The organism is Lacticaseibacillus jixianensis (assembly GCF_003946485.1).
Taxonomy (GTDB): Bacteria; Bacillota; Bacilli; order Lactobacillales; family Lactobacillaceae; genus Lacticaseibacillus; species Lacticaseibacillus jixianensis.
On the sequence record NZ_RHOJ01000012.1, the window covers coordinates 1 to 26784 of the forward strand.

Here is a 26784-nt window from a genome sequence, read left to right on the forward strand (position 1 = left end):
TAGCACTAACAAGAATAGGTCTTCATGGCCTTTTTGGTCTAGTCGTCAGGGTGTTGCACTTGAATTGTAAACTGGGGAAGAGTATCGATCTCTGTATAATGCATTGAATACTCCTCCGCATCCATTATAAATTTTTGTATACCGTTCGAAGTCGGTTCAGTGCTCGTTGCCGACGATAATTCACTCCCTGGCTGGTTCTGTTGCAACGCCCGCCTATTTCAGCATCTGTCAGCTCATTATAGTAATATTGATACAGCACAATCTTATCTGGCATAGAAAGCGTTGCAACCGACATGGCAAGACGTTCGTTTTCAATGAAATTTTCCAGCTTACTGACTTCTTTTGGAGTTAGATTGGGCTCTTCAAGAGGTTGTGGGTCTTCAATTTCTTCAATCAGCCAATCTTCCAGCAGTGTTTCTTTGATTCGATGGCTCTTGACCTTGTGACGATTGATCCGTTCGTTCTTCAGTGATTGTCGTACATAATTGATAAACATGCGCGTCACTTCTTGTTCACTACTCATGGGTTGCCCTCCTGTAAATTTGTAATTGATTACACATATACAGACAACTTTTGAGTGCCGAAATGAAAGCGATTCCCAGCTTTATTTGTTGAAGCTACATTGGGTGAAAAGGAGACAAAAAAATCGACGGTATTATGCATACTCGTCGATTCGTTATTTTTTAGTTCCTTTCGAAATTTTTTATCGGTAGGAGCATTGTACTATAATTGGTATATGTGAAAAGGCGTTATGCAGAATGCTGCCTGAATAACGAGAACAAACCGAAACTTGAGTTTTCAAGTTTTAGGCGCGATTGGTCATTCCCCACTTACTGTTGACGTGTACCTTTCTCTTTTTCACTCGCAAATTGCATGAATATTCACGTCCTGAAATAAAATAGCCTTCAATATACTCTTAGTATGCACGTAGTAAACGTGTGCATAAAGTATATCGAAGGCTATTTTTATAGCGACTTAGTATGGCAGGATTCTGGAGTATGAACAGGGAACAACGTAAGCACAAAGCCAAATGACGTACTGCAATTCAGATCCTTGACAGTTCTTTTCAATCTCAATTCAATCAATTATCTAAGTGCTCACTGACAAGTCAGTTTAGTGATCGGCATGCCAGTATCCCCATCCCGCCCCGTTCGAATATGACCACGCATGAATGAATGCATTGTTTCCAGTACCATACCATTCGACTAACATGTTGTACATGTTATACGTTGTATTCGCATGTACCTGATACGTGTGACCATCAGAAACGTCAGTGTTTCCAGTGCCCCCGGCTAAATAGGAGTGTCCCCATGCATTCGCTGAATACCATGGAACTGTTACTGTATTCGACTTGAGAGCATAGCCACTCTTCGTATTCTTAACTTGATTCCAACTCCAATCAGTTGGATTGTTCCATCGGAATTCGAAGTGTACACGTGTAACATCCTCTGCAAAGACAGTCTGCGTTCCAACCCATCCCATCAATCCAAGCGCAAGCAATATTGCCGTCAAACCCTTCGAAAATCTTTGCCCCGTTAGCATTAACATCGTCCTCCTATTTCGGCCCGAAAATTATTATCAAGCCTATCGTCAACGACCTTCCCAACAATGATATAATACAAATGTGTTTTGACTTTTCGCAAAAATTTGTTAAATTAAGCTTATGAAGGGAGACGGCTGTGCCATATGTATATACCGTGCCGGTCATAAAACTGGTCTATATCGTTGGCAAAGGCTTTTGTACATTGATATGCATCAATATTGGTATGCAAGAATCAAACAATTACATTACTTTTGGGGCATGTTAATCGGGGTCAGTTTAGTGTTGGCGCATTTGGCAACGATCCTCCCACGACTGGTCGCACATCTGGACGGTAATCAATACCTATTCACGCCCTACACACAATGGATCAGCTTCAACACCAATCCTTGGACGATCGCATTGTTTCTCAGTTTACCGTTGTTGAGCACGTTGTCTGTCGCTCAGATCATCGGTGAAGACGCACGCAGTGGCTTTATCGCCCATATCGTGCAATACCGGTGCTTGAAGCATTACCTACTGACCAACTTAGGCGTCAGTTTCATTGGTGGGGCGTTGACCATCGTCGTTCCGCTGTTGATCGACTTCATCGGGGTGTGGTGTTTCCTTCCTCATATCACGCCGAATCCGATCCTCAATGCTAACATGCCGCTGCTACCGGACACGACTTACTTCGCCTCACTGTATTACACCAACCCTTTGGCCTTGGTAGGCTTCTACATTTTGCTAGCCGGTGCGGTCGCAGGCATGTTCGGCCTCCTCAGTGCGGTGGTGTCGTTGTTTGTCGACAATCGCTTCATCGCATTGGGCCTTGGGTTCACCTTAACGATGATGCTCAACGTGTTGTCCAACGCAATGCCACATGTTGCTTTTTCTCCTGTGTTGCTTTGCATCGGGTGCAGTCCCGCCTATATCCCTACTTTTTCGGCAACAATCACAGGCTTTGTGATAGCAATTGGCGGTTTATCAGCGCTCGGGTCGATTGCAGGAAGGCGGCGGGTGTATGTATAATTTCGTTCGGCTACGCCGACAACGCAATTACCACGGCTTACAGGTCCTGTTCGTCTTGTTGATCGGCAGTATTGTCTATGCGACAGTGGTGCAAATGCGGGCACCAGATCGACCCGCCGCGGGCATCATTCAAATGGCGCTCATGGCCTTGCAGAGTCCGCACAATCAACTGTATTTCTTCTTGCCTGCGCTCACGATTTTCGTCTTGATCTTATTCCAGCAGCCGACCGCCCAAGAGTTATATCGGTTAGCCAACACCCACCGCTTGAATCGCTTCGTTTTCGCAGGCCTCTTCGAACCCTTGATTGGATTTATGCTCGTCTTCGTCGCTGCCAGCACCCTCGTACTACTCACCAACCCACGATTTTTCGTCTTTGACGGATCTAATATAGTGCTTGGTGGGTTGTTGCTCATTCGCCATTTGCTCGGCCTGTTGTGGATTTGGAGCGTCCTCGCCTACCTCACCATCATGTTTAATAAACTCATTGCCGCGGCTGTGTTTACCGTGATGGTCGGAATCGATTACAGCCTGTGGCAGTGGTGCGGCAATTCAATTTTTTTGACCCATGGCATTGCCTTGGCCAGTCCACATTACGGATTCGATCTGGTCTTAGATAGTTGTCTCTATCTCGGCTATCTGCTGTTGCTTTATCAATTACAACCCCGTTTGATGAAAGCGTGGTTATCATGATCGCGCGCTTGTGGCCACTATTTAGGCGCAACGTCAGGCTGTACAGTGATGCGGTCAAAATCCGAGGCACCATGCTCTTGACGACCACTGTTGTCTTCCTCTTGGCTCGACGGCAATCCTTCACTGATTTGTTCTCCGGAGTGATTCAGTGTGGGGCCTTCACGATGCCGTTGACTTGGCTGTTTCTGGTCATGTCACCACTTATGGTGGTCGGTGATGCCGCCACGCGCCTCTTCAAAGTCGAGTACCCCTTGGTTAGCCACGTCTCCTTGCGTGTCTACTTGGCAACCATCCAAGTCCTCGTGGCTGCAAGCGACTTGGCTTTTTGGGGAGTTTGGTTCGTCTTGGCTTCCGGCTGGCAGGCTCTCGGCTTTAGCCTTACGGTCTTGTTGCTCACTATTGTCATCACCGAGGCATACAGCCTCGCCCAACTTTTCGCCGGTCCGATTGCCGCACTCTTAGGCAGTTTGGGCCTGTTGATCATCACCGTCGCCTGCAACCACTTCCCACTTTTATCGGCGTTGATGGCCAGCCGCTATCCTCAAGTTTCGTGGCCACAGACCCTGCTGGCACTCGTGCTGGTAGCCGTGGCGGCTTTCTTCTCCACGACACAGTTGTATCAACTCGATTTCATGCGCACTGATGCGCGATGAGGTGTCTTATGTCCAATCCATTGATCGAATTACGTCATGTTTCCAAGCAATTTCATCACCGCGTCGTCTTACACGACATCAACTTGACCATCTACGCCCACCGCATCTACGGTTTCAGCGGGCCTAACGGTTCTGGGAAGACCCTGACCTTCAAAACGATTCTGGGATTTGCCAAGGCTTCCAGTGGTCAAGTTCAAGTCAACGGCGCGATTATTCGCAAAGATACACTGTTCGCTCCAGGCATCGGTTTCGCATTGTCTGAGTACAATGTATTGCCCAACAAAAATGGTCGCGAAAATCTCGCGCTGTTAGCACTGCTTGCTGGCAATGATCAGGCGACCAGCATCGATGAATTGCTGACGCTGGTTGGTCTGTCGCCCACTGATCCGCGTAAAGTCAAAGACTATTCACTGGGCATGCGCCAACGCCTGCTTGTCGCCGTTGCACTCATCGGTGACCATCCGATAGTGATCTTCGATGAACCCACCAACGCCTTAGATGAGGACGGACAACAGTTCATGATCACCTTGATCAAAGACTTGCAAGCGCGCGGCAAGACCGTCTTGGTGTCTAGCCACGATGCCGCCTTCCTCAAAGCCGTCAGTGATGAGATCTTCTACTTCAGCGACGGGCAAATCGTCCGCACGGAGGCGTGTCATGCCGACTAAACGTTCGCTGGTAATAATCTGCGCAATCATCGGTGTAAGCGCCGCATTGTGTTGGCATCAGCATCAAGTCACGGTGTTGTATCAAGGCTTTGCTATCCACACCCGCAACGTGCCGTTGCACCAATCGATTGCCTTGAACGACCAACAGACCCTCACCCTCCACCACCAAGGCCTCACCCACGGCCACTTTCGGGCAACTTTAACGCTTCACACTCGCGCTGCCAGCCGCTTATCGCTGGCGCATTGGTATCTGTATGAAGGCCCGAACAATCAGCCCAATCAATTTCTGGATCCGACAATCAACGGGAAAGTCACGCATGACTTAACCCCAGGCACCAACCGGATTACCGTCGCCACCAATATCGCCCCGCATCGGCCAACCTATCAGCTGGCGATTGCCATAAATGTTAAGCACGGCCGATATCGAATCTTATACTTTCAAGAGTGATCGACTTTAACCAAAGCCAAAACATGATGCATACCGACATCGATGATTAGAACATCAAAATTATCGACGAAGCGTCTGGGTCACATCGCGCAGCAGTCTATGAGAGGTGAGCTGATGGAATTCGTTGATCCAAACCACCCTTGATCAACCTCGTAGCCATCGTCATGAAAAGTTTCATCAATAAAAGGTCCGAATTTATGGTGATAAAGTCTTCGGGCCTCGCTGTTGTGAATTCTGTTAATATTTGCATTGATTGATAACAAACAACAAACACCTAGACGCAACGCAAAAAGCTGAAAATTCAATCCGCAAACAATCGGGATTGAATTTTCAGCTTATTTTTGTCTATATACCTTTGGTAATAATCCAGTTGTTGCTTTGCTTGGAAAGAATCAGAGTGTATTGCGAGACTTGGCTCATATCGTTGTCAGTGTCGAGGTACTTCACAGACAAGGTAACGGTCAGGCTACTCTTAGTCTGCTTGAAGACAGGATCGAGGAGTTTCACGAACTTGAGGTTCCGTTCGATTGGGTGCGTCCCGTCCTTGACGTAATATTTGAGTTCGTTGCGATCACTTTTCGGGTACAAAGCGAAGAAAGTTTTGAGGAACTTAGTTACGTCGTCTGCGGTGCTGCTGGCTACCGAGTTGTCCGACTGCGTATCTGGCAGTTTGATTCGTGCTGTCGCCGGTTCAGCCGCAATCGTGGGGTTCTTGGTGACCACCATATCGCCGTTGCCATTTTGCATGACGTTGATGGTGTAGGTGCTGGTCACGGACTTCTTGGCTTTGCCCTTGGTGAGATCTTGCGTCACCGTGAATAGCACGCAGAATGTGTCTTTGGCTGTCTTGCTCACGTCCCAGACCTTAACTTCACTAACCTTGGCCGTGGTGGGAATGTCGCTACGCACAGTGTCTGCATTCAGGGATTGCAGTTGCTCCACGAGGTACGGCTGCAAAGCTTTCTGCCGCTGGTCTAGTGCTTCATGGCTGGGTTGCCACGAATAGTAGAGCTTAGCGAAGTCGGTGGTGAATGTCGCCAAGGCATGCGTGTCGATCACCTTGGTCTTAATTACTTGGACTTCATGCACCGTGTGGGTGTCGATGGCGGTCATGTTCTTGTAGACGCCGAAGCTGGTGCTACCGATCAAGACTGCCCAGCAAAGCAGTGTGACCGGACGGCGCAAGCCACGGTGCTTAATTTTAGGTGGCTTTGGCGCGGCTGGCTTCTTTTTGAACCAGCCGTTCTTTTGGGTTTTGTCTTTACTCAAGGTTCGTTCACCTTGTCCTTTCTAATTTCGTAGCAGCGATAAAAGTCATCGTAAATATCGAGAAAACGCACGAACAGGCGTTGCAGCGAGATTCGCTTGTAGCCTTCATAGTCGGTTTCGATATACTGACCGAGTTCACGGTCGTTGTTGAAATATTCTTCGGCCAAGTAGCGTTCGCGGTCGAGGATATACTTGCGGTCTTCTGGGGCGAACACTTTGCCTTTGAGCCATTGATCAACGGCTACTTCATGCGCGACAGCGAGGCGATACTCGCGCCGGTGCCCGTACTTCATTTCCGGCATCCGGTCAACGAAGCGGTCGAGAACGTGGCACAGGTCGTCAGTATTGGGTAGGCGTTGTTTGAAGAACTTGATGCGTTCCCATTCGCCTGACGCAAAGTCTAGTTCCTTATTGCGTAATGCACGGTTGTCACCGAATTTGAGATCGACGTGCGCTTTTTGTAGTGCATCGTCATAGGTGTTGGTGATGAGATCCATCCAGTCAAAATAACCGATACCGTTTTGATCCATTATCTTCACCTACTTCTTCACACGCCCGGCGCCGATCAGGTGGGCTTGCCAGTAACTTGAGTTCAAGTCGGCATAGCCAAGCGGGTCGCCCGCATTGTACATTTTCATGCCGCCGACATAGATTCCAACGTGGGTCACATAGTCGGCGGTATCGTAGGTTGAGTGGAAGAACACGAGGTCGCCGGGCTTGGCGTCTTTGATATTCAGGTGTGCCGTGGCGTCGTATTGTGCTTGTGCGGTGCGGGGGAGTTTGATCCCAGCTTTGCCGTAGCACCAACTGGTCAGCCCGGAACAGTCAAAGCCCGTTGTTGGCGTTGAGCCACCGAAGACATAGCGAGTGCCTTGATATTTGAGCGCCTCATCCATGATCGCTTGCACCGTTTTGTCGTCGAATTTCGCACCACCTGTGACAAGGTATTGCGAGATGACCGACACGTAGTACATGTTCCCATAGGCATAGCGCCAACCATCCTTAGCAACCGCGTTGGTGTAGGTGACTTTCTTACCACCAGATTTTTCTTTAGCAAAAGATGTTGCCAGCTCAAGCGTGTACTTTTTGCCGTGCTTAGCAACGTAGTCAATAAAGCTGCCACCATAGTTGTAGCTTTGAATTGCAGTGTTGAGATCCACGCCCGCAGCTTTCATGCTTTTTAACAGCGAAGCGAAATATTTCACGCCTTGCTTGATGGATGCTTCGGTATCTAGCGTATTGACCGGCAGTCCCAGCGATTCACTAGCTTGCATCACGTCGCCACCCTTGCCGCCAGATTCGACCTGCATGATGGCGAGTATCACCATCATTTGGTCTGAAATGCCGAACTCTTTACAATACTTTTCGACCGTCAGCTTATGCTTGTAAACTTCAGCGGATAAGTTCATCGCGTCGGCTGTGATCGCAGAGGCAGGCTGGTCTTCGTCGTCATCAGAGGCAATGACCGCAAAAAACAGACCGCCGATCAACAGTATAGGGAGTGCGGCAAGAGCTAACCAGCGCCATAGTTTCATCGCTTCTTATGCCCCTTAGCCTTTTTGATCCGCTGTGGCTTTGGGTTGCGTGGGTTGGCTGGCTTTTCGGAAACGAGGGTCAGTGGTTTCTTGGTTTTATCCGTTGGCGGAGTGGGTTCTTGGTGCGGTGTGATTGTGGGTTCTGCTTGCGGCTTCGTGACTGGACGTGGAGGCCGAGCTGATGTTGGCTTCGTGGCAGCAAGCTTAGGTTGCCCACTGGTATCAGTTTGTTCGGGCTTTGGCTTGGTTGGTGTGGCAGTTGTTGGCTTACGAGTTGGTTCAACCGGCGGCTTGGTAGCCGTTGGTTTTGGCTTTTCAGGATCAGCTTTAGGCTTGATTGCGAGCTTGCGTTCTTGCATTTGCTTACGCCGCTGTTCAAGCTGTTTGTCACGTTCTTGCTGATTAGCCTCACGCCGTCCCTTGAAGCTATCCTTCGCAGTTTCGGCGGCGTCCTTAGTCAGTTGCTTACCACGATGCAAGCCGTACAAAACGTTGGTCGGTGCATCCTTCACCTGATCAAGGCCACGCTTGGTCTTGGCTTTGAGCTTATTGCCGATATCAGACACATCAGCGAGCTTTTCACCCAGACGTTGGCTGCGTGGCTTATTCGGTTGTTTCGGCTTGGTAGCATCCGTGGTTTGTTCGCGTTGCGTGCCAGCGGGAAGTTGTGGTGTTTGCGGTATTCCGCGACCTTTACCATAGCCCCGCGACAAGAAGCGCCCTGCCATCGCGCCACCCATTGCACTACCGACGAACTGCCGAAGCATTCGGTTACCACGACGTGAGAAGCGTTGTGCGCCTTGCTGGGCGTCAGAGCTGTGGAGCTGCATCATGCCCATCAGGTCGCCGAGCTTCATCCATATACCTGCGAAGATAGTGACTTGTAGGAAGGCCACGAGGAAGAACGGTGAGGTGGCCGATAATCCGTAGACCATTGCCGATAGTGAGAACGCCATCGTGATCACCAGCGTCACGCCAACTCGCGTCATGATCGTGTTGAAAAGTTTCATGATGTTTTGCTTCATCAGGCCGTTAAATGAGGGCAGCATCGCAAGCAAGAATGACACCGGCAGGAACGTCGCGTAGATGATAAAGAGTATCTGGCTGAACAGCATCATCGCGGTCAGGAAGAAGACAAACAAGGTGATTGCTACGTTGAACAGGACAACGAATGTGGAAGTACCCAGCCGATTGATGGTCATAGTCGGTGAGAGGTTCTCGTTGTCGTTGTCTTCAATTTCAGCCTTCACCACGTCGGTACGGGTTTTGCCTTTGTCGCCAAACGGGTCGGTCTTCATCAACGTGTTCACACGGTCTTTGCCAACGGTATTAGCATCGCTGTCGCCAAACTGCAAAAGTGTCCACGGCTGCTTCACCTGAATTTCAAAAAGGGTGTCACGGATCGCGTCGACGCCTGATTTATCGGTGGCTGTATCAGTCCCCATAATCATCTTGGAGCCAGTGTTGAGTGCGCTGGTGCTGATGTCGCTACTGAACTCGTTGATTTTGCTGACGTAATCTGGTGCGTAGGCGATAAAGCTGGCTGACGTGATGAAGATCACCACGAAGTTGACGATCGCCGAAATGGCTTTCGAGGTTTCGCGCTTGATGATGCCGGTGTAGGCCACGTAGATACCGACGACCAGCGTAATCATCAGGAGCAATCCGGGATAAAAACCGTCAGTGGTGAAGCCATCTTTTGACACCCCGGCCAAGAGCTGCATGTTCTTCCCAATCGCGTCAGACGTATCTTTGATGAAGTCCAGCGAGTAGGCTTGCTGAATCAGATAGCCCGCAGCGTTTGAGAGGTAGACAGAAAGTGTCCACAAGAAGTTGGTGATGGCATACAACCCATAGCTCACGGATTTGCCGATACCGTCTCCCCAATTCCAAGGCAACCAGTCCCAACTCGTATCTACAAAGTAGTCGAGCTGGTAGTGCGACAACGGGTACTTGGAATACTCGTTAGAGCCGCCAGACTGATCGTCTACCAGTCCCGCTGCGTGTACCGGCTGACCGCCAGCAAGTACCAACACCAACATGAATGCCGCGACAACACCGAGGAACAGCAGTAGCCGCCGACGGTTAGCTTTCGTCATCAGCAATCACCTCCACGGGTTTCGGTGGCCGAGTGTCGAAGGCGTGGTGTAGGTGCTCAAAGATATAGTCGAAGTGCAGCACGCCGACGTGTCCCCAGATGTCTTGGAACAAACACTCCCCGTTGTCTAGTGAACGGAGCCGGTTCTGATTACCTTCGTCTTCGGCATCAAGGCCAAAGAAGTTCAGGGTGTTCTTGATTTCCGTGATGTCGGTGCTGCGGAACGCGAATTTCTGGGCGATGTTGTTCTTCATCTTTTCATCGAGCAAGTCGTCCGCATTTTGAGTGACGAGGTAAACCCCGGCATTCATCGAGCGACCTTCACGAATCAGCTTCATCGACAGGGCTTTGCCTTGTGCCACGTTGAGAAATGCCCAGGCTTCGTCCAAGTCCACGATCTTGAACTGGGCGCGGTCTTGGTGAATGAAGTCGATGGCAAAGGTACTGATAATCATGAGCATGGCGACGGACAGCATTTCCGCAGTGATGTATTCTTCCTGCGTCTTGTCGGCGTCCGGCAGCACTAAGTCTGCGATTTGCACGATGTTGATCTTGCGGTCAAGCGCGATTGTCCGACGCGCCGTTCCATCAGAGAACAGCAATGCCGCAAAGTCGTAGTCCGTAAAGGATTCGATATGATCGGCGATGTTGCGTGCGATTGGCGTGTCTTCGCGGCGTAGTTCATCAATGACTTTCAACAGTCCCGGTTCGGGCGCTTGTGTTACCGCGCGAATCGCTTTGCGCAGCGTCGGGAAGCGGTCGGCATCACGGCTTGAGATCCCCGTGAGGAAAGTCAGGGTATCAACGGCCAGCGATTCCGAATCTTTCAAGTTGGACAAGATGATATAAGGGTCAAGTAGCCCGCGGTTTTGTTCTTCACTGGTCAGGTTGACGATGTTGATTTGATCTTCCATAAAGTCGAGGTTCTCCGCCCAGCCGGTACGTTCTGACTTCGGGTCAAGAATCAATGCCTGCGCCCCGTAAAGAACAGCGTAGTAGACAAGCAAGTTGTTGGAGAAGGACTTCCCACCGCCTAGTGAGCCAAGAAAGGCTGCGGATAAGGCATTGGTGACAGTCCCCTTGATACCTTGCGCGGCAATATCCGGTTGGAGGTACACGTTGCGCCCGGTGTCCACGTTATAGCCAATGTAGATTCCTTCTTTTTCCCCCAAGGACTGGGTGGCACCGAATCCGAGGCTGGCAATAAAGTCGCTGGTCACATACTGGATATAGTCGTTGATGTAACGCTTGGAAGCTGGGATAAACTCACTGTGCAGCCCCAGCATATCGCCAAACGGTCGCACGAGCTTGATATTGAGGCTGTCGTAGAAGTCGAGTAGCTGATCAGCGCGGCGCTTCATTTCGTCTTCGGATCGCCCAGCCACGCGAATGACGTAGCTGACTTTGTACATGGCGTCCTTAGTCTGGTCGAGGTTGCTTTCAAGTTCATCGACCGAATCTAAAGCGTCGCTAACCCCACGGGTCGTCTCGTTGCCGGATTGATAAGCGTGTTCGTCGAGGTCTTTCAATTCCTTCTTCTTGTTGCGTACCTTGGTCAGAGCCTTTTTGTTCGTCACAATCTCTACGTTCAAGCTGGTGTCGATTGGAAAATCGAACTGGCTTTGTTGGAAATAAAAGATTTCACTGCCGGGAAACTCCAATTCACCGACAATATCGGAAAGGGTCAGGTACGTCACGTAACTGCTATCCAGCCCGTGGGTGATCTTGATCGAGCGTTGGTGCTGCTCAATCAGTGAGCGGGTTGGCTTGATTAAGTCGTAGCGCTTGATGATTGTGTCGCGCTTAGACTTTTTGCGGGGCAAGTGATACTCGTAATCATCGTAATCTTGCCCAGTCATGCCGTAGAGGTGTTCGAGCAGGTAGCCGAAGTCGTTTTTGTCGAGCGGCCGCACTTTGAAGCGCCGACCGATTTTCTCGGCGAGAAACTTTGCGGACTTGGCGTAGCGTTCCACTTCGGCGTTGTTCATGGTGAAGAAGTCACCAGCGAACGTTGTGTTGAACTCGGCGAAGAAGTCCCGGATGCCTAACGACATATCCTTGAAGATAGACTTGGCGGTGACCTCTGCGTCGTTCAGCAACAGCTTAAAGCCGATGAAGAAGCGATAGTCCACTTGGTTGTCCCCGACGTTTTCGGTCAATGCTTCGGCTTGGCCGTCGATGTGCTGAAAGGCGATGTCTTTCAGCGACCCCTTGACCAACTTCTTCGAGCGGTCGAGAGTGTCCCGAACACTGGCTTCGGTGGCGAGCTGCAATAAATGAAGTTTGCCGTCGCGATTTTGGGAGATCAACTGCCGAAAGTTCTCATGGACTTGTTGTTTCTGTTCAGGGCTTAGAAACGAGTAGTTGTACGGAATCAATTCAAAATAGGCAAAGCACTCGCCGTCAGTGTTCCAGACGAGGTTGTCTTCGATATACTTAATTGGAAATTTCATTGTGGCACCTCCAGACGTAGGTCACAGCAGCGGATTGTTTCTCTTTCTGCGACTTCACAGGCTTACCAGCATAGGTGAGCTTCGGGGTGATGGCGTAGTTGATCACCGACCGCAAGAATCCCATCGGCTTCTTGTTGTCGAAGGTCTTCTGGCTCATGAACCACGTTAGCCCGGCAGGAATGCCGACATATTTGAGAAACGCGCCGTCAATGAATGACAGTGGCGGCAAGTCGCCCAGCAGCATGACCGCAAACAAACTGACGATGAACCACGTCATTTGCGTAAACGTAATTGGAAACGGCAGTTGCAGGTCATTGATGGCATACAGCACCTTTTCCACTGACCAAATACTGGTGTAGGATCTGACTTTCTTCATGTGATCTCCTTTCGTAGTAAGATAAAAGGACTGACGCCTTTTGTAGCGCCAGCCCCAGTGACTAGTTCAGATATTCGTAAATGCCGTCGTGAGTGGTGACATAGATACCATCGGCTTCGAGGTCGTTAGCCAGCTTTTCGTAGTCGATGTACGACTGAATCTGTTCAGGTACTTCGCCGCAGAAGTCGCCGTTTTGTACCAACATGATAGCGAGATCTTCCATCGAATCAGCATCATAGTGTACGAAATCATCGATATGCTCGGCCAACTCGATCACGTCATCAAAGCGTGCATCCAGCAGTTCCTCTACAACATCGCCCAGTTCGGAATTGTTGAGTTGGTCCAAGGCGTCACCCAGCGCATTGATATGGTCGATGCTGTCGTATTCGGAAATTGGGAATGGTGCATCGTAATCGTGGATCGCGTATTCTTCGTACTGTTCGTTCAGGCTGATTTGTTCGGCCATGTCGTCCCAGTTGATCGGCGGTTCAAACCATGCGCCGACAGATTCGCCTTCGTTGTACTTACCAAGATTGGCAATCCAAACGCGAAATTTAGCGGCCATATTAAGCCCCCATGACGCGGTTGAACAGATTCAGCAGTACGTCTTTGACCCCAGCGGTATTGAACACCAGCCCCACTGCGATGATCGCGATGACCAAGAAGCCGATCAGCTTGGAGAACTCACGCTTGAAGCCAAGGTAGACCCCGATAATGGCAATCGCCATCAGCACCAAGCTCTGGGCATTGGAAGTGAACCAGTTAAACAAGTTTTGTCCGAAATTCATAATAATCATCCTTTTGTTTTTAAGTTTTGTGACCAATGCTCCTTTCATGAATGCCGCTATTTTGTCGTGGTCAGCGGCGACCTATGACTAATCAAGAAACGATGCTTCTACCGGTGACCTGAAAACCGGCCACCCAGATTCTTCGGCAGTTTGGTAAAGCAGTCGGCGCAGTTCACTGTAATTGAGGGCGCGACCATCGCGGCCTATCAGAGCCGCCGGGTGTTCTTGTTGCTGGTGTCGCCAAGCGATGTAGTCTTGAGCTGTGAAGCCGAAACTGTTCATATCGCAGATGCGCCGGTACTGCGTGTGTTCGACCACGCCGACTAGCGCGGCCTCGTAGACGTAAACGTTCAGCACGCAGTCTTTGAATGTCTTGCCTCGCAGCGGGTGAGAAGCAAGCACGTCATTGATCAAACATGTCACCCCCTAGTTCCTCGCTACCGATCGTCTGTTGCTCAATCAGCTTGAGGTGCTTGTCGTTCAGCTCGGCGTCCTTGATCATGAGCTGTAAGTCAGTAGTGCCGAAGTAGTTGTCGATTTCCTTGATGACCTTGAGCGTGGGCATGACTTGTTTTTGGAGCCATGCCTTGGTCTTGTTCAGGTCAAAGGGCTGGGGTGCGGTGGTCAGGCGTATCGGTTGACGACCTTTACCGAGGAAGTATGCCCAGCGGTCGTTGAGCGGCCACTTCAAGCGGCTTTTGTCCGGGACTTCATCAACGAACCGCATGTAGCGCGTGATGATACCGAACGCGACTTTTTCGGCGTCACGGGTAATCAGCATGTTCTCAATCGCCTTGACTGCCCGTTCGTTCTTTAATCGAATCTCAAAACGGTTGATGATCGATGTGTCGGCAATGGCGATGCCGCGCTTGGCAGCTTGTTCGGCGGCCTTTTCGTAGATGCAGAAATACACATCGCTTTTCATCGTGCCGACGTATAGCGTGTTGCCCCGGCCAGCCTCGTCGAGATCCACGAGCTTGCCTGATTGCAACCCTTGAAATGACCGCATGACGGAGATGCACTCGTTGTTCAGACACTTATCGACCAGTTCGGGGATATTCAGCAGGCCAATCATGTCGTTGATTGCAATATCAACTCGTTTGAAGATGCCGCCTGCTTCATCGACGCAGAGGAAGTAGTCATACCAAGTTTCGCCGTGGCTTAACAGAATGCCTTCAAACTCGCGGCAACCTTGGCCCTTCATTTCGACCAGCGTGCCGAGGTTGGAGCCAATCGGCGCGACCATGACTTGAATGTTGGAGAAGATATACATGGCCGAATAACCGTAGAAGCCGTGTTCCTCAAATATCAGGTGTTCTGGGGTCAGACCGAGAATTTTGGTGATTACGGCCTTGGCGTCAGTTGTCGGGAACCGCACGCGCATGTAGTCAAACATCAGCGTCAGTTCCGGTTCATCGTTCCAGTTCTTGAGCAACCGGTCGATTTCGGCTTGAAGCGCGGGGCTTGGGTTTGTCTTGCCGTTCTCCACTTGGACGTAATGCATCCGCGTGACACCTAAGCGCCGGGCGACTTGAGCTTGAGTTAGCTTGAGCTGCTTGCGTTTGGTTTTAATCTTTTCATGCCATGAGTACATGGCAACGCTCCTTTCAAAAAATGATGGATTGGGGGTGCCATCCATCATTTTGCTTTTTGCTATTCAAACGCCGTCATATCAATCTTTCCACCCCGTGTTCAGGCACAGACTTTGTATTTAATACCCCCCTGTTAGAGTACTGGGGGTAAGCGGTCGGCTGGCGCCGACCGCTGCCACTCACGCTTGCGGCTTTCGCGTTGCACGCCGCGCGTGGCGGCAGGGTGCAGCCTTGCTGAACAGATTGGGTAGTCATAGTCTTGCTCCTTTCAACGGGTTTGTCTTGATGACGGCGTGAATCTGATTAGTAATGGTGGGCCCAGCTATGGTAAGTGAGCTGCATGCCAGTTTGCATCATGGTAGCCGTGAACCAGAAGTAGACGGGCTTACCTGAGATGGTGCGGTCGCCGACCAGTTCGAGCCAGTGATTGCCGTCTTCCCACGGCTCGATGTAGTCGCAAAGCTCCATCAAGGCGTCTTCAGCGTCATCAAAGGTGGCATTTTTGATCTGGGCGGCGTAGTCCTCCGCAAATTGCATTTTGTTTTGGAATTTTGGTGTGGTCATTCTTCATCACCTTCATCTGCGACGTTGGTGTAAGTCATGGTTAAGCCACCGTCGTCGCCAGTGGTGACGTTGAACCAAAAGCGCTTCGGAAAACGATCGGCGGTCAGTCCGCCGGGAGCACCCATCCAGATTCGTGAATCTGGGTACTCGTGAGCATGCATTGCCATCCATTGCAGCTGGTCATCTGCGTCTTCGTCAGACTGGAAGGGCACGTTCTCGTGAAAGTCGTTGAGGAATTGCGTACGGTTTTCGATTTTGACATCAGTGCTCATGCGGCACCTCCTTTTCTGTTGTGGTTGCGGGAACGGTATTGGCTGCGGCGCCGATTTCGGTAAGGAAGTCATAGCCGCGCGGTACTAGCGGCGTGTAAAATTCAGAGATGACGCTACCGCCGGTGTCCACATAGCCCCGTCCCTTGATTGGTTTCTGGAAAAAGTCTTTATTGGTTTCGCCGAACATCATGGAATAGCCGAGCTCACTCATGCGCCCAAGAGCAACCCGGAACATGAACTGGTCGCGAATCCCGTCACCGAGATACTTAGCGTCAGGCCGTTGGCAAGCCAACACGAGAAAGAAGCCAGCTTGACGCCCTAGCATAACGATCTGCTTGAGTTTGGACATCACCTGCATGGCATCGCGGCCAAGCATATCCATGAAGGCCACGTATTCATCAAAAATCAGAAAATGGGCGGGTAGTCCAAGATAGGCGTAGTTCTCGCCGGTCTTGTAACCGTCCATTTGTTTCATCTTGTCGTTTCGCGCCATCATGTCCTGATAGAAAGTTTCAAGCGCACCAAGCATAGCCTCCTTCTTCGAGTAGACCCCTGGCATCACGTCGGCCAGATCGGCGAGGTCAGCGTTTTTCGGGTCAAGAATTGTGAGCTGGGCACCGTCTTTCAGCAACGCTTCGATCAACGTCAAAATGAAGTAGGTCTTCCCACCGCCAGTCCCACCAGCGATCAACATGTGCGGTAGCGCATCATAGCGCCAAGCGACAGTTTCCATTAGCTGCATAGAGCCGTGTTCACAGGTCACGTCAGCGATGGTAATACGCTTGCCGATGGTGTCGTAAAGCAACGTGTACTCGACATAGGAATCGTGTAGAATCTTATCGACCAGCTCACAGTAAAGACCAGCCTCTAGCTTCTTTTCCAAGTGCAGGAGCTGGTCTTGATAAGAAGACATGACGATTTCAACAGAGACGTGGATCAGTCCGTCCTTGAGCCGGTAGTAGATTTTGGGGAAGTGCGAGATCCTCTCTTTGGTGCGCGTTGAGCCTAAGTCCTTGAAGAAACTCTCACTGTTGGACTGGTCAGTCTGGTACCACTTATTCTCGATGATCATGCGGGCAAGCTTCTGGCGGTGTTCCATCTGCTTGTAGGAATCCGCAAACCAAGTTCGGTAAACCCACAGGCCAGCACTAAAGAGTAGTGCTGTGCATAAACTGTTGATAATCAGCGGCAACCACGACCAAGGCAGCGCCACCACGTCCGGCCAACTAAAGAATTTCCAGTTGATTTGTTTTAGCAGCGGCCAATAGGCGATAGCTGCGCCAGTTACCCACAGGAAAATCACGGCCGTCATAGCGGTGTTGTAGAGCAGGTTGCGTTGACGCGGATAGACCCGCGTACCGCGATAGGTCCAAATGTTCTTAAACATAAACATTTACAAACTGAAAAGCTACGCCGTTGATTATCGGCTCAAGCGAAAAGTAAAAGCGGGCGTCATCTCGGTGATGACGGACATCTTCGGCAGACATTGTGAGAACGAATCCATCTTCACGATATAGCTGACACTCGGCGATTTCATGTAGCAGATACCCCAATGGCCCGCCCTTTGTAAGCTTAGTGCAAGCTTTTTGGAGAATAACAGAGTTGTAGGCATTCAAGAAGACGTCTACATTTTCAAAGCGAATCCCTTGTAACGGACGCCTTGGAGCAACCCACGGTTCGTATTTGACCGTTACTCGATGCCGGTCTTCATGTAGTGAAAATATGAAGACTTCATCATTGCCGTGAGTTGTGAACTCTGTGCCGCGAGTTTGTTTGATAAATGGCTGCCCTGTACGTCGTGCACGCTTGGCGCGACAGAAAAGGCCCGTAATAAGATAGTCTGCTTGTGGAGTGTAACGAGTGGAAGTGCCGTAGTATTGGTTCAGAAATTCATAAAGACCAATAATCTCTAATTGTTGCATCGTACTCTCCTTTTATTCGTCATCTGCGTCGTCAGGAAATTCGGTTTGGCAACCAGCATAAATGACGGTTAGGTTGTGTGCATTGTCAGCATAGATTTCAAAGTTAAAACAATGCGGTGGCGTTTGAACGCCATACATATCAATATTGAAGCCCACTCCAACGTTGTAAGTGTCAAAATCATGTTCTAATGCTTCCGCGGCGCCTTCAATAACAGGCTCAAGCAAACTGCCGAGAGTTTCCTCGTGCTCGGGTAAGGCTAGTAGCCCGAAGTAATCCTTGTAATACTGCTTCATGTTGACCAATCGGATGTCGCGTAAAAGCTCGTAATCTGGGTCTTTCATCTATTTCACTCCTAAATATTTGATAGCGGGTTGTCGATCTTCGGTGTCGATGTTGAAACTGAACTCTTTGGATTCGTGATCGCGGGTACACTCACCGTCTACCCAGATGGAGAACGGCTCATCGGGATTGGCCTGTTCGGCGGCCATCAGTACCATGTCGATCAAAGCGTCCGGGCTGGGGTCGTGATAATCAGGATCAACCAAAGCTGGATAATCTTCAAAGAAGCCTTCAATTCTAAGTGTTAGTGCCATGTCATCAGTCCTTTCTATTCATCGCTGACACCCAGATACGAGAGCCGCAAGCCATCTTCACCCTCGTATGAGGTGAACGAGAACAGCTTATTCATGCCGTCGTTGGTCTGTTCGCTAGCGATATGCAGGTGCTGGTAGGATTCAGGGCTTTCTTCCATGAGTTCCACCATGTCTTGCAGAATCTCGTCTGGGTCAAGGCGGTAGTCGTTGTCGATTTCTTCGTTATAGTCGTCGATGAACACTTCACGACCAACTACGGTCAGGGTGGAAGTCATCATCTGTGATCAACTCCTTTCGTTAGTGGTAAGCAACCGCCGCAGCGGGCGGTGCGCGAGAGGAGTGGGACAGTGAGCTATTTCTTGTCATTGGTGTTTGGCTTCTCCTGTGGCTTGACCGGTGCGGTGGCAATCACGAGATCCTTCGCTTTCATGTACCACGAGGTTTCAACTCGGTTGAAGTTTGCGTTCGCCACGGTGTCGATCACGGGATCAACCAAGGTTACAATCTGGTTGTACTTGAAGTCTTTGACCCCAGCCTCTGCTGGAATTGAAACTTGGATCATCATCCCTTGTTTCATGGACTTCAAATCGTAGGTGCGCTCCTTTACGTCGTCGGTACGGTTGCCGTCTTCGTCTTGTACGAAGCGTTCACGGCGTTGGCCGGAGAATTTCAAGACGCCAAAGGTTTCTTCTAAGTCGATAACGATGCCTTCTGCTAATCTCATGTGAGTTCCTCTTTTCTTTATTTGACTGGGACAATATCGTCGGCGTTGCAGATGTAGCGAACAAAGGCTTGCTCACCGATCCGGTAACCGACAGTCGCAATGCGTGGCTTGATGATGGTGACTGGCGCATCAACTTCGATGCTTTCGGCCTTGTCGCCTTGCTTCGCCGGAATGGTGATCTCGATATTGTCGGTGCGTTGCAAGTCGGAGAACAACTCGTAAGTGCGGGAGACAACTTTGCGATTGTCACGATCACCCTCTGACAGCTCCCGCTTGAGCGATCCGAAGTACAGGTGGCCGAACGTCTTTTCAATGTTTGGTGCAACAAATTTGAGTTCCATGTTGTAGCCTTCCTTTCGTATTCAAAAAGCCGGGTAGTTGGGCTACTCGGCTGTGGCTTGTTGATAGTATTCGGTTAGTTGTTGAAGCAGGTAGTCGTAAAATGATTTAGAGATTGGGTGAACCGCGCGCCCATCAACGTATCTTGGAAACTGGATATACCAGCGATACTGACCTTCGATGAGCTTCACGTTTTTCAAGATGAGCACATGATCCAGTACGATGTCGCCTTGGAGCAGCACGTCGCCGCCGGGATCGGGGTACATGTTAATAGAAGAAATGCGCATGTTACTTGCCATCTTTCTTCTTGGCGCCACCGATCACAACCATCGCAGCGAGGACGCCGAGCAGTAGTACCACACCGATAACCATGAGCCAACCAGCCTTGGCGTTACCCGTTTGTGGCAGACCAGGCTTCGGCGTTTGCTTGTCTTTCATGACTGCCTTCACGATTTCACCATCCTTAGTGATCTCGAATGGAACAAGGGCTTCGCTGATTTCGTACCCCTTCGGTGCGTCGTATTCTTGGAAGCTATACTTACCAGCAGGCAGGTTACTAAAGGAGAAGACCCCGTTCTTGTTGGTGCGACCAGATACGACCGTCTTGCCGTTTTTATCCAGAATACGAATACCAGTGTTTGGTAGCCGTTTGCCAGTGGAAACGTCGGTCTTAGTCAGTTCGCCAGTGCCTTTGATCAAGTCGTTGGTCAGTTCAAAGGCGATGGGTGGTTCCTTGGCGTCAGCTTTGGTCTCGCCAATCTGCTCGTCCTTGCTATCAAAGACCGTCACGCCGTCCTTGGTGGACACGAGCTTGAGGGTTTCCTTGGACAGTACAAGGTTGGTGGCAGAAGGCTTGGATTCACGGAGATAGAAAGTGCCCACGGGCAGGTGCTTGATGGAGCCAGTGGAATCCTTGCCAATGGTGATCGTCTGAATGACCTTCTTGTCAACGTCAAGCAGTTCAAAGGTCGCGCCAGCAGCGGTACCGGTCATGGCATAGGTGTAACCCTTGCCCGAAACCAGCGTGGCAACTTCGTTGATCTTCTTGAAGGTCAGTTCGTTTTCATGGAGCTTGTTCTCAATCTGCCTACCGTCGTTGATCTTGATATGCTTGATCTTCTCGTTGTCGGTGGTGTTGAAGTGGAAGCCGTACATAGTCGTGCTCAAGTCATGGCTATTGCCCGCGTCAAGTTCTTTGACGTAGTAGTAGCCGACTGGTAGCTGAATCGCATCGAATGCAGCTTTCCCATCCTTGACCGTGGTTGTTGCGAGCAGTGATTGTGCTGGAACCTCGGTGTCACCGATCTTAGTGGCGGCCATGGAGAAAAGGCCAAAGACCTGTCCATTACCGGCGACGTTCTTGATTTCTGGGAGGTTGTTCGTCCAGCCGGTGATGCTTTCTTCTTGCTTGTTGAGCGTGATGTCGAGCTGCTGGAAGTCGTTCTTGGCTTCAAGTGAGGTAGAGGTCACCGTCACTTCTTGCCCAGCATACTTGAGTTCAAAGGCAATTGGATCGGTGTTCAGAATGAACCCGTTTGGTGCAGACACTTCGGTTGCAGTGTACTTGCCAAGATACAGCTCTGGTGTTTGAATTTGGCCTTGAGCGTCAGTGGTACCAGTGGCAACCACGTCACCTTTTTGGGCACGAACGGTGCCATCAGCGGTCGTGATGTCTTCGGTTGCTTTGAACTCGAACTTCGCACCAGCGAGAGCGGTGTAGTCGTAACGATACTTGTACTGATTGCCGTATTTAGTTTCAACCTTTTCGACGGCGACTGTGGTGGCCCCGGTCTTGGTCAGCGTAGCGACACCCTTTTGGGAGAGGTCAGCGAACTTGATGACCACGATGCCGTCCTTATGGCTGCCGTCAATAGTGAACTTAGCTGGTTCCTTTGCCAGTACATAGCCGTCTGGGGCTTGCACTTCTTCGAGCTGATACTTGCCGTAACCAAGCGCTTCGGCGGTGATCAACTCACCGGAGTTGTCGGTAGCGAACTTATCAGTCGTGCCAGACTTATCAGCAGTCGGCTGGACTTCGTACTTGTTGGTTTGCAGGTTCTTGATGCGGAAGATCGCACCAGCGCGCAGTACGGTTTTGTCGGTCTCGGTATCAACCTTGACTACCTGGAGCTTTTCTTCGATAACCTTGTTTTCGATGCTATAATGCTGGGACTTCTGGGTACCATCAACAGTGACCGTGAACGGTTTGATGCCGTTGTAACCGGTAGGCGTCTTGGTTTCGGTCACGGTGTAGGTGTCGTAGGGCAGATCCGTGAACTTCACGTAGCCTTGAGCATCAGTCGAACCGGTGCGGACAACCTTGCCGGTGATCTTGCTGGTCACAGTGAATTGAGTGTCCTTGAGCATGACCGGCTTAGTGCCTTTGCCTTGAGTTGCCCAGTCGTAGTTACCGTACTTGAGCAGGTCGAGGTCGCCGGTGATGACTTGTTCCTTAACCGTCGTGGTGGCAGTTGCGGTCGTCACGTTCTGACCAGCGTATGCCAGCTTGAAGGCGTGCTTTTGCGGATCAAGAACGTAGCCGGTTGGGGCCTTCACTTCTTGCCAGTAGTAATCGTCCAGTTCCAAGCCGGAAACAGACGCGGTATTATTGGCAATCGTCACTGATTTCACGAGCTTGTCGTCAGCTGCACGGTGAAGTTCATAGACAGCGCCGTTGAGACTGGCAGCACCTTGTGGTTGCTTACCGGTAACGGCGTCTTCCTTGATAATTGTGGCAGTGCCGCGTTGTTCTTGATCGATCGTATTGACGTGAGCGGTGGTGACCGCGACAGTCTGACCAGCATACTTCAATTCAAATGGCAACTTGGCCGAGTTTAAAACGTAGCCAGCAGGGGCTTTTTCTTCAAGCGCGTAGTAGCTACCGAGCTTGAGGTTCTGCAAGGTGCCCTTACCGTTGCCATCTGTGGTGATCGCGCCAACCCGTGTGCCGGTGCTGGTGTAGATCCCATACACCGCACCATTCAGGGAGTAGTAGGCGTTGAACATATCGCTACCGAACTCTTTACCAATCTTGGCAAGGGTCACGTTACCGAGTTGTTCCTTGTTGCCGAGAACGACTTCGATGGTCTTGTTGGGTTCAACGGTGACTTCCTTGAGTTCGCCCTTATTCACATAGCCGTTCGGCGCAGTCACTTCGGAGACGGTGACTTTGGTGCCAGCTTTCAAGTCATTCAAGGCGGCATAGCCGTCAGCGCCAGTTGTGACTTCTTTGGTAGTTCCGTTGTATGCGAACTTGAGCTTTGCCCCGGGCAAGGCCTTGTTGGTGTCGGCATCGACCTTCTTGGCTTTCAGATTCCCGTTCAGGTTGACCTTGATCGGCAGACTGAATTCGCCGTTGCTGGAAAGCTTGAAGTTGACCAGCTTTTGTTGGGAACCTTTTGTATAAACGAAAGAGGTACCAACGTCAGCGGCCTTGGCAATTGCATAAGCCACCTTACCGGAAGCCTTCGACTGGGTGGTAGCCGTCAGTGTGAGCTTGTTGCCGGACTTAGTAATCTTGAGGTTCGCGGTGTTTGCAGTTTGTTGGGCAAAGGCCGCTAGCCGTCCGTTGGTGTCAGTCAACGTGATTGAATCACCAATGGCAAGTGTGATCTGTTGGCCATTGAAGGATGGCTTCTTGTCGTGAGCCGAAACCTTAGCGAGAATCGCCTTCTTCTCGGCGGCGTAGGCGCTGTATGGATTCGAGACCAGTGTGTCACCCAGTTCTTCCCAAACCATCATCTGCGTGACGGCATAATTCTTGGCGCTAGGTTGCGAGTAGTACCCATAGTAGGCAATCTCGGCTAAGCGCTCTTTCTTAGCGTTGGAGTAACTACTTGGCGTATAGTCAGATCCACTCATGTCGAGGTCAATACCATGCTCTACACAAAAGGCGATCTGTTTGCCGCCGTCAATCTGTTTCATCCAAATGCCATTGTCCGTCCATGAGGAATTGTTGAACGCTTTAAGTTTCCAGCCTGTAACCCAATTTGTTGCTAATACGTTGGTCATGCTAGCAGCAAGAGCCATCGAGGCAGGAACGAGAAGCTGGACGAGTATTACAATTAGTGCGGCGAAGATTGAGGTTCGCCGGGCTGTTTTCATCAATATTGTGTCCTCCAATTTTTCCGACAAAAAAAGACAATCGTAGTTAAACAATTGCCTTTTCAGAAATATGAAATTTCCCCTTGCATCGGTCAGCGAGTGCGTACTTCACAACTAGACCAATAAAATGCCCGTCGCTTGGGGTGGCGGCGGGCAAGGAGTAAGGGTTGAGCCAGACGTGGCACATAAGCGGCACATCTGACTGACTATTTCGTCCTTCAACGCTTTTTCATGAAGCCGGAAAGCCCAGGGTAGGGCGTTTCCTGCTCCAAACGTTTAAGGACTATCACTTTGGAGGAGTAAAAATGAAAAAGTAGGGTTTGGATAGGAATAAGTAATTGGCTTATTTCTATGTAACTTATAGTAGCGGCCGAATGTGAAGAAAATATGACGTTTTCCCGGCGGTTTTCTTAACTTTCTGAAAGCCCGGCTCGGCCGCGGCAGACCGGCGCAATCTGATGAGCGAGCAGTCATCTCAAAAAGCCGCCGGTGTTAGAGGCACCAGCGGCCGTTGTGGCGGCGGATCGCAGGACCCGCAGCGAAACAGGTTGGAGGCTGTTTCCACATGTAATACCATACCTGAAAAATGTGAAAACGTCATGTCCAAGCTGAGGCCTTTTTTGCCGCGCCGGTGCGGTACAATAGAATTATCCTATCGAGATGAGGAGTTGCTTTCATGTATAAGATGATCGTGAGTGATTTGGACGAAAGCCTGCTGCGCGACGACGGTTCGGTGTCGCCAAGGGACATTGCGACGATTCACAAGCTGCGCGACGAGGGCGTGAAGTTCGTGCCGAATACCGGCCGCGGGTTCGCGTCCGTGCAGCCGCTGCTGGCCACCATCGGCACCAAGGACTTGGCCGGTCAGTACGTGATTTCATACAACGGCGGGGCGATCGTCGAGAATAAAGACAACCGGATCATCGTGCAGCACACCTTGCCCTTGGCGGTGGCGGATCAGATTTACCGTCTCGCCATGGCGGAGGGTGACTTGTGCGCGCACATCTACACTTTCCATCACGTCTATGTGGCCAACATCAACGAGCCTGAGCGCGATTACCTGGAGAATCGCGGGGTCGACTACATCGAATTCGACGGCCAGGACCTTAGCCAGTTCAAGGACCGCAACATTGCCAAGGTGATCTTCCAGCATCTCGACTTTGGCGTGCGGCGCCGCTTCTACGAAAAGGTGGAAGCGACCGTGAAGGCGCCGCTGACGGTGACCTACTCCTCGAACCGCTACGTTGAATTCAACCCCGACGCCATCGACAAGGGCAAGGCCGCGATTGCCCTGGGCGAGCAGATTGGCATTAGCAAAGACGAGATCATTGCGCTCGGCGATAATTCCAACGACCTCAGCATGCTTCAGCAGGTCGGACTGGGCGTCGCCGTGGCCAACGGCATCCCGGCCGTCAAACATGCGGCTGGCTTGGTGCTGGACGCCACGAACAACGACGACCCGGTTACGGAACTGTACGAGAAAGTCTTTAAGCAGGACTAGAAAGCAATTGTTGTCTGCTGTTTTACCGTGATACAAAGAAGCCTGCAAAAAGGACGCCGGCAAGGGCGCCCCTGCAAAACACCAATCTTTGGTGGCCTAATGTTAACCAATAGCCGCGTGAAACCTAGCTAAAAGTCAACGCGGCTATTAGTTTACGCTTTTTTCCGGCCGCGGCCGAAAGTCTGTCTCAGCTTCTTCGCTGCGCGGGGAAGCCGGATGAGCGACAGGATTACGCTCGCGCCCACCGCTGTTTCGAAAGTCCTTACCGGACAGCGGCGGCTGGCGGTGATAAGCTGATGGAAGAGACGGGCAGTTCGGTGTTTTTTGGCCTAGACCACTACCGCCAACCGTGCTACACTGGTGAATGGAAGTAAACCTCTACATCAAACCTAAGGAGATCACGCAATGAGTTACTACATTCATGCTGCAAAGTTTTTCCTGAAGAATAATACCGAGATCGGCGGCTGGCTCGAAGTCACCGCTGACGGCAAGTTCGGGGAGTACATCCCGAGCTACGGCGAGAAGCCAGCCGGTGAGATCAAGGATTACGGCGAGCAGTGGATCGCGCCGGGCCTGGTCGACACCCACATTCACGGCCTGTTGGGCCACGACGTCATGGACAACGACTGGGCCGGCCTTGAGGAAATGTCCGAAGGCCTGCTGCGCACCGGGGTCACCTCCTGGCTGCCGACGACGTTGACCGGCTCTTTTGAACAGCTGAACGAGGTCTGCAAAACCATCGGCGACCACGCCGGCGAGGAAAAGGGCGCCAAGATCAAGGGCATCCACTTCGAAGGTCCATTCTTCACCGAAGAGCACAAGGGGGCCCAGAACCCGAAGTACTTCCGTGACCCATCGATTGAGGAATACGACGAGTGGCAAAAGAGCGCCAAGGGCTTACTGCAAAAGATGTCCCTGGCCGCTGAGCGCGACAATGCTGTGCCGTTCATTCGCCACATGGCCGGCGACGACGGTAAAGTCGTTGCCCTGGGCCACTCCAGCGCGACCTTCGAACAGGCTAAGGCCTGCATCGAGGCCGGGGCAAGCATGTTCTGCCACACCTTCAACGCGATGAGTGGGCTGAACCACCGCGCGCCAGGCATGGTGGGCGCCGCGATGTACCTGAAGAACGTTGACGACGAACTGATCGCCGACGGTCACCACGTGCGGCCGGAAGTGATCTCCGTGCTGGTGCGCGAGAAGACTGCCGAGCACATTGCGCTGGTCACCGACTGCATGTCCGCTGGCCTGCAGCCCGACGGCGACTACATGCTGGGTGAATTCCCAGTGGTCGTGGCCAATGGTACCGCCCGCCTGAAGGACGCGACCCACAACCTGGCGGGTTCGATCCTGCAGCTCAAGGACGCCATCAAGAACGTGGTTGACTGGAACGCCGCCACCCCTGAAGAAGCCATCAACATGGGGGCTTACGTACCGGCCAAGTCCGCGAAGATCGACGCGACCTGCGGCAGCATCCTGCCTGGCCGCGACGCCGACTTCCTAGTCCTGAACCCTGACATGAGCCTTGCCGAGACCTACCTGAACGGCGAGTCCCGATACCAGGCCTAAGCGAAAATAAACAATTGCCCCACCGCAGGGCGCTCGCCAGTGAAACTAGCTGGCTGAACGTCTGCGGTGGGGC

Annotated in this window: 29 protein-coding genes; 7 read left to right on the forward strand and 22 right to left on the reverse strand. The window is 51.3% G+C overall.

Features of this window, described 5'->3' with window-relative positions; all coding sequences use genetic code 11:
• Positions 1-124: 124 nt before the first annotated feature.
• The gene (locus EKM85_RS06170; RefSeq protein ID WP_125585408.1) at positions 125-523 is read right to left on the reverse strand and encodes an RNA polymerase sigma factor; all 399 of its coding nucleotides are present in this window, start codon (positions 521-523) and stop codon (positions 125-127) included.
• 1215 nt (positions 524-1738) lie between these two features.
• Here EKM85_RS06170 and EKM85_RS06175 point away from each other — a divergent pair.
• The 5 genes from EKM85_RS06175 to EKM85_RS06195 are packed head-to-tail and all read left to right on the forward strand — an operon-like array spanning position 1739 to position 5011.
• The gene (locus EKM85_RS06175) at positions 1739-2551 is read left to right on the forward strand and encodes a hypothetical protein (RefSeq protein WP_125585409.1); all 813 of its coding nucleotides are present in this window, start codon (positions 1739-1741) and stop codon (positions 2549-2551) included.
• Entirely contained in the window at positions 2544-3242 is a 699-nt protein-coding gene (locus tag EKM85_RS06180) for a hypothetical protein (RefSeq protein WP_056962992.1), read from the forward strand. Before EKM85_RS06175 ends, EKM85_RS06180 begins: the two co-directional genes overlap by 8 nt.
• Positions 3239-3895, forward strand: coding sequence for a hypothetical protein (locus tag EKM85_RS06185; protein ID WP_056962990.1), 657 nt, complete (start codon positions 3239-3241; stop codon positions 3893-3895). Before EKM85_RS06180 ends, EKM85_RS06185 begins: the two co-directional genes overlap by 4 nt.
• Positions 3896-3903: 8 nt before the next feature.
• Positions 3904-4563, forward strand: a complete 660-nt coding sequence (locus EKM85_RS06190; protein ID WP_056962989.1) for an ABC transporter ATP-binding protein — start codon at positions 3904-3906, stop codon at positions 4561-4563.
• Complete coding sequence (locus tag EKM85_RS06195) at positions 4553-5011, forward strand: hypothetical protein (RefSeq protein ID WP_125585411.1); 459 nt, start codon at positions 4553-4555, stop codon at positions 5009-5011. Before EKM85_RS06190 ends, EKM85_RS06195 begins: the two co-directional genes overlap by 11 nt.
• Before the next feature lie 345 nt (positions 5012-5356).
• On the opposite strand, the gene EKM85_RS06200 is transcribed toward EKM85_RS06195, so the two are convergent.
• From EKM85_RS06200 to EKM85_RS06300, 21 genes are all read right to left on the reverse strand, one after another.
• Positions 5357-6280, reverse strand: coding sequence for a conjugal transfer protein (locus tag EKM85_RS06200; protein WP_125585412.1), 924 nt, complete (start codon positions 6278-6280; stop codon positions 5357-5359).
• On the reverse strand, positions 6277-6810 hold the full coding sequence (locus EKM85_RS06205) for a hypothetical protein (RefSeq protein ID WP_054714498.1): 534 nt from the start codon (positions 6808-6810) through the stop codon (positions 6277-6279). The genes EKM85_RS06200 and EKM85_RS06205 overlap by 4 nt, the downstream gene beginning before the upstream one ends.
• Positions 6811-6819: 9 nt before the next feature.
• The gene (locus EKM85_RS06210; RefSeq protein WP_056962985.1) at positions 6820-7815 is read right to left on the reverse strand and encodes a bifunctional lytic transglycosylase/C40 family peptidase; all 996 of its coding nucleotides are present in this window, start codon (positions 7813-7815) and stop codon (positions 6820-6822) included.
• Positions 7812-9914 carry a CD3337/EF1877 family mobilome membrane protein gene (locus EKM85_RS06215; RefSeq protein ID WP_125585413.1) on the reverse strand — a complete coding sequence of 701 codons (2103 nt, stop codon included), beginning with the start codon at positions 9912-9914 and terminating at the stop codon, positions 7812-7814. The genes EKM85_RS06210 and EKM85_RS06215 overlap by 4 nt, the downstream gene beginning before the upstream one ends.
• Complete coding sequence (gene tcpF / locus EKM85_RS06220) at positions 9901-12366, reverse strand: conjugal transfer ATPase TcpF (protein WP_125585414.1); 2466 nt, start codon at positions 12364-12366, stop codon at positions 9901-9903. The genes EKM85_RS06215 and tcpF overlap by 14 nt, the downstream gene beginning before the upstream one ends.
• Positions 12350-12742, reverse strand: coding sequence for a conjugal transfer protein (locus EKM85_RS06225; RefSeq protein WP_056962982.1), 393 nt, complete (start codon positions 12740-12742; stop codon positions 12350-12352). The genes tcpF and EKM85_RS06225 overlap by 17 nt, the downstream gene beginning before the upstream one ends.
• Before the next feature lie 61 nt (positions 12743-12803).
• Complete coding sequence (locus EKM85_RS06230; protein WP_125585415.1) at positions 12804-13307, reverse strand: antirestriction protein ArdA; 504 nt, start codon at positions 13305-13307, stop codon at positions 12804-12806.
• Position 13308: 1 nt separating this feature from the next.
• Positions 13309-13530, reverse strand: coding sequence for a hypothetical protein (locus tag EKM85_RS06235; protein WP_003606383.1), 222 nt, complete (start codon positions 13528-13530; stop codon positions 13309-13311).
• A gap of 87 nt (positions 13531-13617) precedes the next feature.
• Positions 13618-13944: a hypothetical protein gene (locus EKM85_RS06240; protein ID WP_054714510.1), complete on the reverse strand. Its 327-nt coding sequence runs from the start codon at positions 13942-13944 to the stop codon at positions 13618-13620.
• The gene (locus EKM85_RS06245) at positions 13934-15124 is read right to left on the reverse strand and encodes an XRE family transcriptional regulator (RefSeq protein ID WP_054714513.1); all 1191 of its coding nucleotides are present in this window, start codon (positions 15122-15124) and stop codon (positions 13934-13936) included. Before EKM85_RS06245 ends, EKM85_RS06240 begins: the two co-directional genes overlap by 11 nt.
• 301 nt (positions 15125-15425) lie before the next feature.
• Positions 15426-15686, reverse strand: a complete 261-nt coding sequence (locus tag EKM85_RS06250) for a hypothetical protein (protein ID WP_056962980.1) — start codon at positions 15684-15686, stop codon at positions 15426-15428.
• The gene (locus EKM85_RS06255) at positions 15683-15958 is read right to left on the reverse strand and encodes a hypothetical protein (protein ID WP_054714520.1); all 276 of its coding nucleotides are present in this window, start codon (positions 15956-15958) and stop codon (positions 15683-15685) included. The genes EKM85_RS06250 and EKM85_RS06255 overlap by 4 nt, the downstream gene beginning before the upstream one ends.
• On the reverse strand, positions 15948-17345 hold the full coding sequence (locus EKM85_RS06260) for an FtsK/SpoIIIE domain-containing protein (RefSeq protein WP_125585416.1): 1398 nt from the start codon (positions 17343-17345) through the stop codon (positions 15948-15950). The genes EKM85_RS06255 and EKM85_RS06260 overlap by 11 nt, the downstream gene beginning before the upstream one ends.
• Positions 17338-17880 carry a hypothetical protein gene (locus EKM85_RS06265; RefSeq protein ID WP_054714523.1) on the reverse strand — a complete coding sequence of 181 codons (543 nt, stop codon included), beginning with the start codon at positions 17878-17880 and terminating at the stop codon, positions 17338-17340. The genes EKM85_RS06260 and EKM85_RS06265 overlap by 8 nt, the downstream gene beginning before the upstream one ends.
• Positions 17881-17892: 12 nt before the next feature.
• Positions 17893-18222 carry a hypothetical protein gene (locus EKM85_RS06270; protein WP_125585417.1) on the reverse strand — a complete coding sequence of 110 codons (330 nt, stop codon included), beginning with the start codon at positions 18220-18222 and terminating at the stop codon, positions 17893-17895.
• Positions 18223-18474 carry a hypothetical protein gene (locus tag EKM85_RS06275; RefSeq protein WP_125585418.1) on the reverse strand — a complete coding sequence of 84 codons (252 nt, stop codon included), beginning with the start codon at positions 18472-18474 and terminating at the stop codon, positions 18223-18225. It lies immediately after the preceding gene.
• 14 nt (positions 18475-18488) lie between these two features.
• Positions 18489-18752 carry a hypothetical protein gene (locus EKM85_RS06280; RefSeq protein ID WP_125585419.1) on the reverse strand — a complete coding sequence of 88 codons (264 nt, stop codon included), beginning with the start codon at positions 18750-18752 and terminating at the stop codon, positions 18489-18491.
• A gap of 74 nt (positions 18753-18826) precedes the next feature.
• Positions 18827-19198, reverse strand: a complete 372-nt coding sequence (locus EKM85_RS06285) for a YdcP family protein (protein ID WP_056969484.1) — start codon at positions 19196-19198, stop codon at positions 18827-18829.
• 17 nt (positions 19199-19215) lie between these two features.
• Entirely contained in the window at positions 19216-19539 is a 324-nt protein-coding gene (locus tag EKM85_RS06290) for a DUF961 family protein (RefSeq protein ID WP_125585420.1), read from the reverse strand.
• A 42-nt stretch (positions 19540-19581) separates the two neighbouring features.
• Entirely contained in the window at positions 19582-19824 is a 243-nt protein-coding gene (locus EKM85_RS06295) for a hypothetical protein (protein ID WP_125585465.1), read from the reverse strand.
• A gap of 1 nt (position 19825) precedes the next feature.
• Positions 19826-23641: a SpaA isopeptide-forming pilin-related protein gene (locus tag EKM85_RS06300; protein WP_191987293.1), complete on the reverse strand. Its 3816-nt coding sequence runs from the start codon at positions 23639-23641 to the stop codon at positions 19826-19828.
• A gap of 676 nt (positions 23642-24317) precedes the next feature.
• Between EKM85_RS06300 and EKM85_RS06305 the strand changes: the two genes are divergently transcribed.
• The gene (locus EKM85_RS06305; RefSeq protein ID WP_125585422.1) at positions 24318-25142 is read left to right on the forward strand and encodes a Cof-type HAD-IIB family hydrolase; all 825 of its coding nucleotides are present in this window, start codon (positions 24318-24320) and stop codon (positions 25140-25142) included.
• Between the two features lie 405 nt (positions 25143-25547).
• Positions 25548-26711 carry an N-acetylglucosamine-6-phosphate deacetylase gene (gene nagA, locus EKM85_RS06310; RefSeq protein WP_125585423.1) on the forward strand — a complete coding sequence of 388 codons (1164 nt, stop codon included), beginning with the start codon at positions 25548-25550 and terminating at the stop codon, positions 26709-26711.
• Positions 26712-26784: the final 73 nt, after the last annotated feature.

Bases quoted from the DNA above. Each gene is read 5' to 3' on its own strand.
- EKM85_RS06170 (WP_125585408.1), bottom strand. From the start codon at position 523: ATGAGTAGTGAACAAGAAGTGACGCGCATGTTTATCAATTATGTACGA.
- EKM85_RS06180 (WP_056962992.1), top strand. From the start codon at position 2,544: ATGTATAATTTCGTTCGGCTACGCCGACAACGCAATTACCACGGCTTA.
- EKM85_RS06185 (WP_056962990.1), top strand. From the start codon at position 3,239: ATGATCGCGCGCTTGTGGCCACTATTTAGGCGCAACGTCAGGCTGTAC.
- EKM85_RS06190 (WP_056962989.1), top strand. From the start codon at position 3,904: ATGTCCAATCCATTGATCGAATTACGTCATGTTTCCAAGCAATTTCAT.
- EKM85_RS06195 (WP_125585411.1), top strand. From the start codon at position 4,553: ATGCCGACTAAACGTTCGCTGGTAATAATCTGCGCAATCATCGGTGTA.
- EKM85_RS06205 (WP_054714498.1), bottom strand. From the start codon at position 6,810: ATGGATCAAAACGGTATCGGTTATTTTGACTGGATGGATCTCATCACC.
- EKM85_RS06210 (WP_056962985.1), bottom strand. From the start codon at position 7,815: ATGAAACTATGGCGCTGGTTAGCTCTTGCCGCACTCCCTATACTGTTG.
- EKM85_RS06215 (WP_125585413.1), bottom strand. From the start codon at position 9,914: ATGACGAAAGCTAACCGTCGGCGGCTACTGCTGTTCCTCGGTGTTGTC.
- tcpF (WP_125585414.1), bottom strand. From the start codon at position 12,366: ATGAAATTTCCAATTAAGTATATCGAAGACAACCTCGTCTGGAACACT.
- EKM85_RS06225 (WP_056962982.1), bottom strand. From the start codon at position 12,742: ATGAAGAAAGTCAGATCCTACACCAGTATTTGGTCAGTGGAAAAGGTG.
- EKM85_RS06230 (WP_125585415.1), bottom strand. From the start codon at position 13,307: ATGGCCGCTAAATTTCGCGTTTGGATTGCCAATCTTGGTAAGTACAAC.
- EKM85_RS06235 (WP_003606383.1), bottom strand. From the start codon at position 13,530: ATGAATTTCGGACAAAACTTGTTTAACTGGTTCACTTCCAATGCCCAG.
- EKM85_RS06245 (WP_054714513.1), bottom strand. From the start codon at position 15,124: ATGTACTCATGGCATGAAAAGATTAAAACCAAACGCAAGCAGCTCAAG.
- EKM85_RS06250 (WP_056962980.1), bottom strand. From the start codon at position 15,686: ATGACCACACCAAAATTCCAAAACAAAATGCAATTTGCGGAGGACTAC.
- EKM85_RS06255 (WP_054714520.1), bottom strand. From the start codon at position 15,958: ATGAGCACTGATGTCAAAATCGAAAACCGTACGCAATTCCTCAACGAC.
- EKM85_RS06260 (WP_125585416.1), bottom strand. From the start codon at position 17,345: ATGTTTAAGAACATTTGGACCTATCGCGGTACGCGGGTCTATCCGCGT.
- EKM85_RS06265 (WP_054714523.1), bottom strand. From the start codon at position 17,880: ATGCAACAATTAGAGATTATTGGTCTTTATGAATTTCTGAACCAATAC.
- EKM85_RS06270 (WP_125585417.1), bottom strand. From the start codon at position 18,222: ATGAAAGACCCAGATTACGAGCTTTTACGCGACATCCGATTGGTCAAC.
- EKM85_RS06275 (WP_125585418.1), bottom strand. From the start codon at position 18,474: ATGGCACTAACACTTAGAATTGAAGGCTTCTTTGAAGATTATCCAGCT.
- EKM85_RS06280 (WP_125585419.1), bottom strand. From the start codon at position 18,752: ATGATGACTTCCACCCTGACCGTAGTTGGTCGTGAAGTGTTCATCGAC.
- EKM85_RS06285 (WP_056969484.1), bottom strand. From the start codon at position 19,198: ATGAGATTAGCAGAAGGCATCGTTATCGACTTAGAAGAAACCTTTGGC.
- EKM85_RS06290 (WP_125585420.1), bottom strand. From the start codon at position 19,539: ATGGAACTCAAATTTGTTGCACCAAACATTGAAAAGACGTTCGGCCAC.
- EKM85_RS06295 (WP_125585465.1), bottom strand. From the start codon at position 19,824: ATGCGCATTTCTTCTATTAACATGTACCCCGATCCCGGCGGCGACGTG.
- EKM85_RS06300 (WP_191987293.1), bottom strand. From the start codon at position 23,641: ATGAAAACAGCCCGGCGAACCTCAATCTTCGCCGCACTAATTGTAATA.
- EKM85_RS06305 (WP_125585422.1), top strand. From the start codon at position 24,318: ATGTATAAGATGATCGTGAGTGATTTGGACGAAAGCCTGCTGCGCGAC.
- nagA (WP_125585423.1), top strand. From the start codon at position 25,548: ATGAGTTACTACATTCATGCTGCAAAGTTTTTCCTGAAGAATAATACC.